11 protein-coding genes and 1 pseudogene are annotated in these 11,941 nt (G+C 62.8%); 6 read left to right on the top strand and 6 right to left on the bottom strand.

Annotated elements, in window-relative coordinates:
• Positions 1 to 105: 105 nt before the first annotated feature.
• Positions 106 to 483 carry a DUF4160 domain-containing protein gene (locus tag J7I44_RS14000; protein WP_209622094.1) on the top strand — a complete coding sequence of 126 codons (378 nt, stop codon included), beginning with the start codon at positions 106 to 108 and terminating at the stop codon, positions 481 to 483.
• 61 nt (positions 484 to 544) lie between these two features.
• The gene (locus tag J7I44_RS13995; RefSeq protein WP_209622091.1) at positions 545 to 1,372 is read left to right on the top strand and encodes a DUF5677 domain-containing protein; all 828 of its coding nucleotides are present in this window, start codon (positions 545 to 547) and stop codon (positions 1,370 to 1,372) included.
• A gap of 403 nt (positions 1,373 to 1,775) precedes the next feature.
• Here the strand turns inward: J7I44_RS13995 and J7I44_RS13990 are convergent, their stop codons facing one another.
• Positions 1,776 to 2,078 carry a hypothetical protein gene (locus J7I44_RS13990; protein WP_209622088.1) on the bottom strand — a complete coding sequence of 101 codons (303 nt, stop codon included), beginning with the start codon at positions 2,076 to 2,078 and terminating at the stop codon, positions 1,776 to 1,778.
• 643 nt (positions 2,079 to 2,721) lie between these two features.
• Between J7I44_RS13990 and J7I44_RS13985 the strand changes: the two genes are divergently transcribed.
• Positions 2,722 to 3,222, top strand: a complete 501-nt coding sequence (locus J7I44_RS13985) for a hypothetical protein (protein WP_209622085.1) — start codon at positions 2,722 to 2,724, stop codon at positions 3,220 to 3,222.
• 397 nt (positions 3,223 to 3,619) lie between these two features.
• On the opposite strand, the gene J7I44_RS13980 is transcribed toward J7I44_RS13985, so the two are convergent.
• Together J7I44_RS13980 and nhaA are read right to left on the bottom strand one after the other, a co-directional pair.
• Positions 3,620 to 4,753, bottom strand: a complete 1,134-nt coding sequence (locus J7I44_RS13980; protein WP_209622082.1) for an ATP-binding protein — start codon at positions 4,751 to 4,753, stop codon at positions 3,620 to 3,622.
• 226 nt (positions 4,754 to 4,979) lie between these two features.
• Positions 4,980 to 6,344 (bottom strand): Na+/H+ antiporter NhaA, encoded by a 1,365-nt coding sequence (nhaA, locus tag J7I44_RS13975; RefSeq protein WP_209622078.1) that lies wholly within the window; start codon positions 6,342 to 6,344, stop codon positions 4,980 to 4,982.
• A 228-nt stretch (positions 6,345 to 6,572) separates the two neighbouring features.
• On the opposite strand from nhaA, the gene J7I44_RS13970 reads away from it, so the two are divergent.
• Together J7I44_RS13970 and J7I44_RS13965 are read left to right on the top strand one after the other, a co-directional pair.
• Complete coding sequence (locus J7I44_RS13970) at positions 6,573 to 7,757, top strand: DesA family fatty acid desaturase (protein ID WP_209622075.1); 1,185 nt, start codon at positions 6,573 to 6,575, stop codon at positions 7,755 to 7,757.
• A gap of 469 nt (positions 7,758 to 8,226) precedes the next feature.
• Complete coding sequence (locus tag J7I44_RS13965; RefSeq protein ID WP_209622071.1) at positions 8,227 to 8,397, top strand: hypothetical protein; 171 nt, start codon at positions 8,227 to 8,229, stop codon at positions 8,395 to 8,397.
• A gap of 1,227 nt (positions 8,398 to 9,624) precedes the next feature.
• On the opposite strand, the gene J7I44_RS13960 is transcribed toward J7I44_RS13965, so the two are convergent.
• Positions 9,625 to 10,389 carry a site-specific integrase gene (locus J7I44_RS13960; protein ID WP_209622068.1) on the bottom strand — a complete coding sequence of 255 codons (765 nt, stop codon included), beginning with the start codon at positions 10,387 to 10,389 and terminating at the stop codon, positions 9,625 to 9,627.
• A 57-nt stretch (positions 10,390 to 10,446) separates the two neighbouring features.
• Positions 10,447 to 10,713, bottom strand: coding sequence for a metal/formaldehyde-sensitive transcriptional repressor (locus J7I44_RS13955; RefSeq protein WP_209622065.1), 267 nt, complete (start codon positions 10,711 to 10,713; stop codon positions 10,447 to 10,449).
• Positions 10,714 to 10,756: 43 nt separating this feature from the next.
• On the opposite strand from J7I44_RS13955, the pseudogene dmeF reads away from it, so the two are divergent.
• Positions 10,757 to 11,581, top strand: a pseudogene (gene dmeF / locus J7I44_RS13950) (CDF family Co(II)/Ni(II) efflux transporter DmeF); the annotation flags it as partial.
• A 15-nt stretch (positions 11,582 to 11,596) separates the two neighbouring features.
• Here dmeF and J7I44_RS13945 read toward each other — a convergent pair.
• Positions 11,597 to 11,941: a copper-binding protein gene (locus J7I44_RS13945; RefSeq protein WP_209622059.1), complete on the bottom strand. Its 345-nt coding sequence runs from the start codon at positions 11,939 to 11,941 to the stop codon at positions 11,597 to 11,599.

Below are 11,941 nucleotides of genomic sequence, written 5' to 3'. Positions count from 1 at the left end.
TAGCGAAGATTGACCTGAGAACAACGGTTGCGACGCCCTTGGCGTCAATAGCGCGCGCATGTATAACCGGACCCATGGGTCTGTATATTCAGTAGTTAGGCCTTAATGAATCTCAACGATCTAGCATCAAAGCTACAGAAAGACCTCGGTTGGGTTGACCTGTTAACTAGGCCTTCGCGCTCTAGCCATGGCTCGATGGAGCTTCTGGTCGTCAAGCTGGATCGGCTAAAAATAAAGATCTATCAAGAGAAGGGGCACTCCCTTCCACATATACACGTCGACTACGGCAAACAGCATCACGTAGCGACCTTTTCTATTGACCCGCCTGCTCGTATCGAGGGAAAACTTAGCAACAAATACGATAGGTCCGTCCAAGAGTGGCTAACCAACAACAGGGAAGGTATTGTCGCCTTGTGGGCCGCTCTTCAAGCAGGCGAGTCGCCAGATGCTCTCGTAGCCGAACTGCGGGGCGACGACGCCTAACAGTTCGTTCAAGGCGGACGCGCCTACCGCGCGCCGCTTAACTCCAGCGTTAGGATTGACGATGACCACCTTCGACACCGACGGATTTCTGAGCGACGAGATCTCTTCGTGGGAAGCGGATTTCGAGAACCGGTATTCATCGAAGCTGGAATTGTCGGTCGCAGTAAACCGCCTAGCGCACAAGATGGTATATACCATCGATATCGGATCAGAGGACTTGAGCGATCTCCTCTTGTCGACTCTTTTGGCTCGCCAGCTTTCCACTTTTCAAGGCTTCGTCCTCTTATCGCGAAGGGGAATGATCTTTCAGGCAGAGATGCTCGTTCGCGCGCTAGCCGAGTCCATGTTTCTTGTGGGAGCAATCTGCAAGAAGCCAGACTTCGCCAAGCAATGGGTCCTCGGGGACGAGGTGAGCCGAAAGAAGGCCCTTGTTCGACTCAATGAAGATCGACGTCGGCGCGGGGAAGCGCCGGATGAAACAGCGGTCGCTTTGATTGCCGAACTCGAGAAGAGAATACGCGACGAAGGGATCATAAAGCCTAGCACCGAGCAAATTGCCAAACTTGCCGGACTAGAGTCCTACTACGACACGCTTTACGGATTCTTCAGCATGGCTGTGCACTCTTCTAGCCGGAGTCTGGACAAGGCATTGCAGAAGGACAGCGACGGCAAGTTAACACACGTCGAGTACGGTCCGGAGATTGACGGATTCGACATGCACCTTGACTACGCCATCAGCATGACGCTTTACGTACTCCACGAGATCGCTGCGCATTTCGAGAAGGACGTTTCGGAGATCGAGGTCTTGCAGAAGCGAAATGCGGAGCTTTCAGGCGAGGCCCAACAATCAGTTCAATCCGATCGCTGCGAAGACGCGGCTCCGGATTAACGGGACGCTAGGCCCCAGCGAACGATGACTTTTCAAGGCACGCTGCTCTCTACGGCTCGTCAGTACTGGTCTTACTTTCTCCCGGCGTGGGCGTTCCCGGTGGTGCTAGCGTCGTTCTTCAACTCGCCGACTCTCTCACGGTGGCTCTATCCTCCGGTTGTTCTAGCCATATTTCTCTTGGTCTTCGTCCGTGCGGCACTTCCTTGGATGCGGCAAAGAATTAAGTATTGGCACGCGGCTTTTTGGAGCATGCTCATTCCGTTCTTGCTTTGGTTCTTTGCTGTAGTCACTTCGTTGGCCCTGTTTCCGCACAAGGCCTGACAATTCGTTCAAGGCGGACGGCTTCGCCGCCGCTTAACTCCAGCGTTAGCAGGCCATGACTAATCCGTCACCATTCGGTTCACTACAGATGCCGCCTCCTCTGGCATGCGAGTTCTTTGCCGTTTTTTCGCGCTTCGAGTTTGCGCTTAAAGAATCGGGCCATATTTACATCAACCGCCGCGGCCGTGCGGCTCCAGATTGGGATGGCTTTGCCGCCGTCGCCGCCCTGCAAGCGCCCGCAGGTTCGGGGCTTGCTCAGGCTCTCGACTTCCTCAACCAAGAGCCGCCACAGGTCCAAACATCGGCGCATGGTTGGGATCCGGTAGCGCTTCGTGGCGCCACGCCGGTTGCAACCGCGTTGGACGCGGCGCAGCGTGTCCGCCATAACTTGTTCCATGGCGGCAAACACACACCGCACTCCCCACCTGGTCGGGACGAGGCACTTGTACAGGCAGCGCTGACAGTACTGCTAGCTTGTGTCGCCCAAAACCCAGACGTGGGGGCCGCGTACGGGCAGGCCTGCTAACATTTCATTCAAGCCGAAGCCGCTTCGCGGCTCGGCTCAATTCAGGCGTTCGACGTCCGCTCCTGGCCGGAAGCGGACGTCAGCTCCCCACCAACGGCTTAAGTGCCGGCAGGATTTCTGAGCCGCACTGTAAGGTGTTACCAGTTGAACGACGCCGGGTCGTCTGCCAGTTTCGACGATATCTAGCATCGACACCCGAATGACGGCGATCGACGACCATCGCCCCACGGGGCTTGCCGATCGGTTCCGCACACCTCGCGGCGCTGCGGCTCGAACAGGCGCTCGACGTCGCGGCGGCTTGACGGCGCCCTGTGACCGAACTGCAGCTGGGCCTGCTCTCAAGCTCTGCCGGGTGCAATCCGCAGGACCGCCTCAGGCAGTCCAGGCTGCTGTAGTAAACGCAGCCTTGCGGGGTCACGAAGTGGTCACATGCGACCGCGCACCGTCCATTTACCCCTTCGTGCTGTTCGCTTTCTCGCCCTCCCTCCGACTTGCGAATGGCGTGGTCAGTAACGTGGTCATCGGTTGCCGAAAACGAGGGCCGACCGATGCCGGCGGACCGGAATCAGCTACGCAACCGCAGATCGAAGTGCCGACAAAAAAACACATCGATGATGCATCGAATACCCATGGTGGAATGCAAATGGCTAACGAATGGTGCCGCAAAAACGACGACGGGGATCCATCCGACAAACACTCCGCGGCTACGCTAGCGGCGGCACTGATCGCTCGTGGCTCTACGCTTCCTTCCGCCACCAACGCGGCAATAGCCCATCAGGCCGTTGACTTGTACCGCACGTTGCTGAGTCAATTGAGCGGTCGGGACGGGCACGCAGAACGCATCCATGCACGAGCCGGACAAGCGGTCTCGGCTGCGGAACAAAAAGAGATGGACATCTTGGGCATAACCCGAGTCGACTCCGCGAAGTTCTGCTACGGCGAATACCGCTACGACAATCTGAGCGACGCCCTCCGTTACGCACGGGCCAAATCGGGGACTTGAGCGCGAAGTCGCCTCAGAGGCATCACGATCTCGCGCTCGGCCTATGTCACCGACACCCGGTAGCAAGGATGTCCACCTCGGCGCACGCACCCCCTTTCGACCTGAGCACGCCTCCCTGGGCCAGGATGGATGAAGGGCGAGCCGGCCTGACTTTGCCCGGCTCAAGCAGGAGACGCCAAACTCAGGATGGACCTGACACCCAAAAAGACCGCAACCCATTTTGCCGTGCCGGACCCAAGATCAACGTCTTCGATTGAGCGCCTCTACAAGGCTCGACGCCCTTACTCGGCACCGGTTTATGGTGTCCCGATGAAGGTCGAGCAACAGCTGGAATTGCCTGGATGGTCAACCGACCGCCGCCCCTGTCAATCCATTCGGCGAAGGCGCGGTAGACAGGTCATGCATCCGATTTCTTGGTCGGCAGCGTGACGGTGAACCGGGTGCCATCGGACTGGTTCGACGCCACCTGGATGCCACCGCCGTGCCCTTCGGCAATCTTGCGGGCAATGAACAGGCCCAGGCCCAGGCTGGTGGGTGGACGAGTGACGTGGTCTTCCTCCGTCAGTTGCACCAGCGGCTGGAAGATCGACTCCAGTGCCTGCGGGGGTATCGGTTCGCCCTTGTTGGTGACGCTCACCACATGGTCGGTGGATCGCGTGCCGGCCTCGACGAGAACCGGACAGCCCTCCGCGCCATGGCGCGCCGCGTTGACCAGCAGGTTTAGGAACATCTGGTACAGGCGCCCCCGATCGTAGCGGCCAATCAACGTAGCGGGCGCGTGCAACTGGAAGCGGGCGCCCGGATAGGTGGCGGTCGCATCGGCGATGGCGTCGTTGAGCGGTGCCAGCAGATCGCACGGCACTGGATGTTGGGGTATGTCTCCGCCGAGCTGGGTGCTGGCAAAACCCATCAGGTCGTTGATCATGTCCGACATGATCCGGGTGGCACGGGTCACGGTGAACGCCACCTTGGCGAGGCGTTCAGGCGGCAGTGCCGGTCCCGCAAGCATGTCGCCGGCCAGGGCGATGCTGGCCAGTGGAGAGCGCAGGTCGTGGCCGAGCACGGCGAGGAACAGGTCCCGCGTCTCGCCCGTGTGTCTGGCCCATCCGGCGATCGATTCGGCCAACGCCTGGTCGATTCCCTCGTTGAAACGGATGACCTCGTGCAGTGCGTCGGTATCGGCATGTTCGAGATAGGGTTCCCACAGCCGCAGCACGGTGGCCCTTAGCGAACGGAACTCCGCGCTCACCTGCAACAGGGTGTACTTATGCAGCTGTCGGCCTTTTCCGTGTTCAGTTGCCGCGCGCCCCTCATGGCCCGATGCCCCATGCCCCTCGGACTTGCGCTGTTGCTCGCGGTCCGTTTGCCTGGCCTCCATGTCGGCAGCGATTTCCATCAGCATCTCCCGCGCATGGTCCCGCAGTTCCTCGTGGGAAAGCAGGTGCGGCTGGGGGCTGTTGTCCCGCGCGAAGGTATCCCACTGCGCGAGGATGGCCTCGATGTGGCACCGGATGAAGGTCGACAGTTTCACGGTATGCCCTCGCAGCGTTGGGATACGGGCCGGCGAGCGGCTCATGCCATCCTGTCCGGCCCTCTGCCTGACGACGCTGGCGAAGGGGCGGGCAACAGGTAGCTTACGCCGCGGTGCGGCGCGAAGCAGCGTCGGATCGACAGCGCGCTATTCACGCCGACCGGTTGTGCTTTTCCTATGGAACAGGCGCGAGTGGCCGGGACAGGCCGGCCTGCACCCTCTTGGATCACGGGATCATGAGCTCGACTCCGCGCCGGGTTGGCCTTTGCCGGCGACGTCCTTGGATTGTCCACAGCAGCACCAGGCCCGCGAGTCCGGAGCAGCCCGATGCGAGAAATATTCCCAGCTTGGCACTGGCAAGCTCGCTCTCCTTGAAGGCCAGGTTGGCGATGAACATCGCCATCGTGAACCCGATCCCCGCTAGCAGGCCACCACCGGCGAGCATGCGCCAGTCAAGATCCGGGGGACGCGTGGCGATACCCAATCGCACGGCCAGCCAGCTGAATGCGAACACCCCCATCGGCTTGCCCACGGCAAAGCCGACGAACACGGCCCAGGCAATCGGCCCACCGAGATGCTCCGACGAGAGTGACAGTCCGGCGTTGGCGAAGGCAAAAAGCGGCATGATCAGGAACGCTACCCACGGGTGCAGGCCAAGCTCGAGCCGCTCGACGGGGGAGAGCGTCTCGCGTGCGGCGATCTCGGCCACCTGTAAGGTCTCCCGGTCGCGGGTCGCGCCGCTGCCGCGCTCGGCGGCGGGGTGGGCAACCACTTGACGCAATATGGCGTACAGGCGATCGGCACTGACCCACGGGCGGGCCGGGGTCATGAGGCCGAGGATGACGCCGGCGACCGTCGCGTGCACGCCAGAGGCGTCCACGGCGATCCAGACCATGGCGCCGACCGTGAAGTAGAACGGAAGGCTGCGCAACCCCGCCCACGCCAGCGCGCGTATCACCACCAGGCCAAGCGCGGCCAGCGCAAGCGGTAGCCAGGCGATCGCATGGCTGTAGCCGATCGCGACCACCAGCACCGCGCCGATGTCGTCGACGATCGCGAGCGAGAGCATGAAGACACGCAACCGCTTGGGGATGCGCTCGCCGAGCAACGCCAGGCAACCGCTCACGAACGCGGTGTCCGTCGCCATGACGGTACCCCAGCCTGCTGCCCCGGGACGGCCCGATTGCAGCAGCAGGTAGAGACCGGCAGGTACCAGCATGCCGCCCAATGCGCCGGCGATCGACAAGGCAGCCACGCGAGGTTTGCGCAGCTCGCCAAGCACCAGCTCGCGTTTCAGCTCCAGTGCCACGAGGAAGAAGAACAGGGTCATCAGCGCGTCATTGATCCAGCCACGGAGCGGGCGGATCAGTTCGATGGCACCCCATCGCAGGCCCATCGGCGTTTCCCAGAACGCGTCGACATGTCGTGCCGCGGGCGAGTTGGACAGCACCAGGGCGGCGACGGTGGCGAGCAGCAACATGGCGCCGGCGCCGGCTTCCACGCGCATGAAGCGCGAGAACGGACGAGTCAGCCAGTCGATCCATTCCTTCGGCAACCGGGTCGGCCCCGTCGGCTGGTGCTTCTTATTCACATGCCTGCTTCCATCGGGGTGTCACCCGTGCGCTGGAGTCTTTCCAACCGCAGCGGGTCCGTCGTTGAACTCGTTGGACGGAGCCGTCGGTTGCCGGTGGGCTCGCATCCGCCCGCCATGTTCGAGCCCCAAGGGTGACGCCAAAGGAAAAAGGACTTCACGCGCCCTTGGCTTCAGCCTTCGCTGTCACGCGCTACATAGGAATCGTTTCCTGCGGGGTGACCCACGATGCCGGACCTTCTTTCCTTTGCAGCACGCGGACTGACAGGCGCGTCATGGGGTGCCTGGATCCTCTACTTCCTTGCCACCACGCAGGGAACCATCGTCGCGGTGACCCTCTATCTGCACCGCAGCCAGGCACATCGCGGCGTGCAGTTCCATTCCGCCGTCGCGCATCTTTTCCGCGCCTGGTGCTGGTTGTCCACCGGCATGGTGACGCGGCAGTGGGTTGCCGTGCACCGCAAGCATCACGCCCGCTGCGAGACGGCCGAGGACCCGCATAGCCCGCAGGTCCACGGCATTCGCACCGTCCTGTGGCGCGGGGTCGACTTGTACAAGGCCGCGGCTGGCAACGAGGTCGACTTGGCGACTTACGGGGTGGGTACGCCCAAGGATTGGATCGAACGCCACCTTTACGAACGATGGTCGTGGCTGGGACCGACGCTCCTGGCGGCGATCAGCATCGTCCTGTTCGGCGTGGTCGGCCTGGCACTGTGGGCATTGCAGATGGCCTGGATACCTTTCTGGGCCGCCGGCGTGATCAACGGCCTCGGTCATTGGTTGGGCTACCGCAATTTCGAAACGCCCGATACGTCCGCCAATCTGGTGCCGTGGGGCCTGCTGATCGGCGGCGAGGAACTGCACAACAACCACCACGCGTTCCCTGCGTCGGCCAGGTTTTCCCAGCGCCGCTTCGAGCTCGACGGCGGATGGTTGGTCATTTGCCTGTTGCAGCGCTTGGGGCTGGCGAAGGTGCGACGGGTTGCGTCTGGACTCGGCTACCGTGCCCACATCCAGGAGCCGGACGAAGAAACCCTGCGCGCGCTGCTGCTGCAACACGCGCGGATCCTGCACGACTACGCTTCCGGAGTGATCGCACCGGTCCTCGCGCAGCGGCCTGTTGGTAGACGACACCTGCGGCGTCTGCGGCGGGCCTTGGCCAGCGGCGGGCGCTGGCTGGATCCTGCCACCCGCTCCGAGCTTGCCGCCGTGGTGCGTACGCGACGCTATCTGTCCGACGTGTGTGACTTCCGTGACCGGCTGGTCGACCTCACTGCGCGCAACCGAAGGGACATGTCAACGCTTGCGGAGGAACTGAGGCGATGGTGCGCCGACGCGGAGGCCAGCGGCATCCGTGTCCTGGTCGATTTCGCCGCGCAATTGAAGGGCTGCCGCGTGGTGGAGCAAGGGTAAACGCGCACAAGGGCCAGCTTGCGCCTTGTCCGCGACGCACGACGTCTCGCCGATGCGGCCCGCCTCGACCAAAACGTAACCTCGCAAGGAGCATGGTAGGTGTCCTGGCGCCCTGTGTGCGCCGCGGCCAGAGGGCCGCATCATGCAAAGCTATCAATTCCCGTTACCTGGCGCGCATGGCTCGCTGGTCGCGTTTCTTTTGAGACTCTTTCGGAAGGCGGGCCTGGCGCCGCCGGCCCGAGAAGATCGTCACCGGACAAGCCGACGTCACCGGATGATGCTTGCGGTGGATCAACGCCGCGCCTGCACGCGAGCGCCGGGCAGCCACTCGCCCGAGTTCAGCCCTCCTGCGGTCGCGGCCATGTCCAAGCCAACCTATTTCGGGGCGTTTTGCTCATCCCTCGTGTCCTCGAAAAACGGCCGTCATGAGCAGCTCGCATGGCAACGGGGTGAACGGAGAGGACGCGCCATGCTCATCGCCACCCGCCTTCTCAGTGCCCAGCGCCAGCTTGGACAGGAACAGCAGCACCGCGAGCGTGTCCGCAATGGCGGACTTGATGATGGCGATGCAACGGCAAAGGTCAGAGCCCGCCAACGGCAGATCGCCCTCTTGCGGCACCTCGGCCAGACCGTCGAATAGAGGTGGCCGTCGACGCGTGCCCGACCCTTGGGCATGGTCGGTCGATCTAGTGTTCCCTGGTGTCGCCGCCTAATCGCAACGAGGGCGACTAACCCTGGCGCCGAAGTCGATCGAGCGACCACCAAAATCATCGGCCAGTTGCGGGCGCCCATCGCTAATGTTGAACGGTTTCGTACTCGAAAGGCCACCCTCATGCATGCCGTCAACCAGATCAATTCGCTGTACTTCTTTCCACACAAGCTCAGCTTTGCTCCAGGCACCGTCGATGCCGCCACTGGGCGATATGGTGGTTGGTTGCCATCGGATCATGGATCGGTCGCGCGGCGATGGGAGCAACCCGCGAGCGCGTTCCTCCTGCCCACGCAGGGGATCCCCCGATCCGAGCCGCTTCAGTCTGACCGTGAAGCGACGGGATTCGATCGCGTGGACGACGCAACGCCGATCGCCCCCCCATCAAGCGAACGTTAGCCACCACTCTGCCCAGGCACCGATGGCGTTGGCCGCGCCTCCGCTGGTCGTTTCGGCTAAGGACGTGCACGAGCACACCACCACAGGCAGATCTCATGGTTGATATATCCGGCAGGACCGCCAACGGCTATACGTACGACGGCATATACCAGAACGCCGGCCCCAATCGGATCACGTGGACCGCCACGTATCGGCGCAACGGTGTCTTCTTCGGTATGCGGCATGGCCGCGTCGACGGACTCCACGACCTTCCTCCCAGGGAGATCGACGAGGTCGTGAGGGACGATATCTCGCAGACCTGGGCCGGTTGAGCCGACCCAGATGCTTGCCTCGAGGTGATCACCCGGAGGTGAGCGCGGGGGTGAGGCACTGGCGTTCCTAGGAAGAGTCAATGGGACGCCAGGCGGCCCATGCCATGTTCGCTACTGGTCAGTCGCGTTCATGCCTCAGTCTGCTCGGCGAGTTCGAGCGCATCATCGCCAGGAGGGAAATTCTGGTCTGTTCCGTTATTTCGAAGTGGACCGCCGACGCTTACCGCTTCCTCGGCTGGGACTATATGGCCATGCCGATAGATGCCTGTTCCAAGCACGAGGTCGAAGTCGAGTTCGTCGACAGCCGAGGCAAGAACGTCTCCCACGTGAAGTTCACCTTCCAGGCAGGTCGCGTTGTGAGCGCTGACGGCTGGATGAGATCGTTCGAAAGTGGCCCTTTAGGAGAAAGAATGCCGTGCTCGAGAATGTCTGCTTCGGCCGGAAGCGGTCATGCTTCCGTCTGCTCGGCCAGCTCGAGCGCGTCATCGACCTCGACACCCAAGTAGCGGATCGTGCTCTCAAGCTTCGTGTGCCCGAGCAGCAACTGTACCGCGCGCAGGTTCTTCGTCTGCCGATAGATGAGCGCCACCTTGGTGCGCCGCATGCTGTGGGTGCCGTAGCTGTAGGGGTCCAAGCCGATGGACCGCACCCATGCGTGGACGATGCGGGCGTACGGGGCACGGACCGGCTCGGCAGGCGCAGGCTCGACCTTGAGCCGCACCAACTCGTCGGTGCGAAAACCGCGCCAAAAGCCCAGCAGCAGCATCGCCTTGTCGCGCCGCAAGCGCAGAACCTCCGCGGCATCGGCACGCTCCTCGGCAGCCTCGAGGGCCTCGTCGAGCCAGTGACACACGCGCCCAAGCTCGGTTAGCTGCAGCGGGGTCGCCCGCTTTTCCTGCCCCGGATGGACGGCCTGGATGCCTTTGAGCGTCTGCTTGACGAGCGTCGCCTGGGTCGGATCGGCAAACCCATGGTCCTTGTGCCATTGGGCCAACGCCGCCAGGCGATGCTTCAAGGTGTTGATGGAAAGGGCGCCGGCATAGGCGGCCAGGTAGCGGGCGATCTGCGCCGCGTTCGCCGGCAGCAATCCGCCCCAGGTCTCTTCGAAATGCCGCACGGCCGAGGCATAACTGCGCAGGGTGTTCTCGCGCTGGGCGGCATCGAGGTAATCCTCGACGGACCGGGGCGAGGGCGGTAGCACATCGGCGCTCATGCGATGCCTAGTGCCCGCCCCGTGTGGGAAGCGCCATGCGCCCGCACCCCGGCGCACTCATTTGAGGTAGCTCCGCAGAATGGCGAGCACGGGTTCCAACTCCCCGTCGGGGACGCCTGCCTCCGGCGACAAGTGTTCCCGCAGATGCCCTTCGAGCAGTTGGAGGGTCAACCCCTGCATCGCGCCACGAACGGCGGCCACCTGGTGCAGGACGACCCCGCACTCGGCCTCGGCCTCGAGGGCGCGTTCCAGGGAGGCCACCTGTCCGGCGATGCGACGGACCCGGGCGATGAGCTTGGCTTTGTCCTTGCTGACGTGGGTCATGGTGTCTCCAAATCACCCCTAAGATACCCTAGGGGGCTATCCCATAGGAGTCCGTCATGTCAACTCCATGGCGTTATTGGCCGACGGCTGGCACATGAGCTCGCACGCCTTGGCCCTCGGTCTGTCCATGGCGGCCTATGCACTGGCTCGGCGCTTGACGCACGATGAGCGCTTTGCCTTTGGCACCTGGAAGATCGAGGTGCTGGGCGGCTACAGCAGCGCGCTGCTACTGGGCGTAGTCGCTGCGCTGATGCTCTTCCAATCGGTAGAGCGCCTCTTCTCGCCGGTCGCTATCCACTATGGGGAGGCCATGGTCATCGCGGCCATCGGCCTGGCCGTCAACTTGCTATGCGCCTGGCTGCTAAAGGACGGACATCACGAACATGGTCACGGGCACGGGCACGGGCACGGGCACGATCACGCTCACCACCAGCACCATGACATCAACCTGCGCTCGGCTTACCTGCATGTAATCGCCGATGCGGCGACATCAGTCATGGCGATCCTGGCGCTGGCGGGCGGCAGGTACTTCGGCTGGAACTGGCTCGACCCGGCCATGGGCATTGCAGGCGCGGGTCTAGTCGCGAACTGGGCCTATGGGCTGCTGAAGCAATCGGGAAAAGTGTTGCTCGATGCCGAGATGGACAGCCCGGTGGTGGTGGAAATCCGCGAGGTCGTGGCCGAGCGCTTCCCTCAGGCCGCCATCAGTGACCTGCATGTCTGGCGGGTGGGGAAGGGCTGTTACGCCTGCATCCTGGCGCTCGTAAGCGGCTCGGACATCGCACCCACAGCGGTGCGGGACGCGCTTGCCGTACACGAAGAACTCGTGCATGTGACGGTTGAGGTCGCACGTCCCGATAGCTGCTGAGTGTCGCGGCGAGCGTCAGGACCGGGCAGGCTTGATCGCGGACACCATGCTATTCATGCCGTCCGGATGCAGCGTGAATTGCACCTTGTCGCCCACCTTGGCCTGCTTGAGCACGTCCGGTGTGGCATGGAAGGGCATGGTCATGGCGGGCCAGCCGATCGCTGGAATCGCCTGGTGTTGCAGGGTGATGGTGCCCTGCTTGAGGTCGATGCCTTTGATGATGCCGACCCCCTGTGCCTCGGTCGGCTTGGCGGTGTGCTGCATGCCCGGCATGTTGGGATCCATCTGCGGCGGGCTGGCGAAGGTCGGGGCGGCAGCGAGCGTGCCGACCAAGACAAGGGCCAATGCTTTCGTCTTCAT

Source organism: Frateuria flava, assembly GCF_017837635.1.
In the GTDB taxonomy this organism is placed as follows: Bacteria; Pseudomonadota; Gammaproteobacteria; order Xanthomonadales; family Rhodanobacteraceae; genus Frateuria_A; species Frateuria_A flava.
Note: the sequence above shows the minus strand (reverse complement) of the source record. Positions and strands in the feature narration are given on the sequence as shown.

Bases quoted from the DNA above. Each gene is read 5' to 3' on its own strand.
- J7I44_RS14000 (WP_209622094.1), top strand. From the start codon at position 106: ATGAATCTCAACGATCTAGCATCAAAGCTACAGAAAGACCTCGGTTGG.
- J7I44_RS13995 (WP_209622091.1), top strand. From the start codon at position 545: ATGACCACCTTCGACACCGACGGATTTCTGAGCGACGAGATCTCTTCG.
- J7I44_RS13990 (WP_209622088.1), bottom strand. From the start codon at position 2,078: ATGGCGGACACGCTGCGCCGCGTCCAACGCGGTTGCAACCGGCGTGGC.
- J7I44_RS13970 (WP_209622075.1), top strand. From the start codon at position 6,573: ATGCCGGACCTTCTTTCCTTTGCAGCACGCGGACTGACAGGCGCGTCA.
- J7I44_RS13965 (WP_209622071.1), top strand. From the start codon at position 8,227: ATGCTCATCGCCACCCGCCTTCTCAGTGCCCAGCGCCAGCTTGGACAG.
- J7I44_RS13960 (WP_209622068.1), bottom strand. From the start codon at position 10,389: ATGAGCGCCGATGTGCTACCGCCCTCGCCCCGGTCCGTCGAGGATTAC.
- J7I44_RS13955 (WP_209622065.1), bottom strand. From the start codon at position 10,713: ATGACCCACGTCAGCAAGGACAAAGCCAAGCTCATCGCCCGGGTCCGT.
- J7I44_RS13945 (WP_209622059.1), bottom strand. From the start codon at position 11,941: ATGAAGACGAAAGCATTGGCCCTTGTCTTGGTCGGCACGCTCGCTGCC.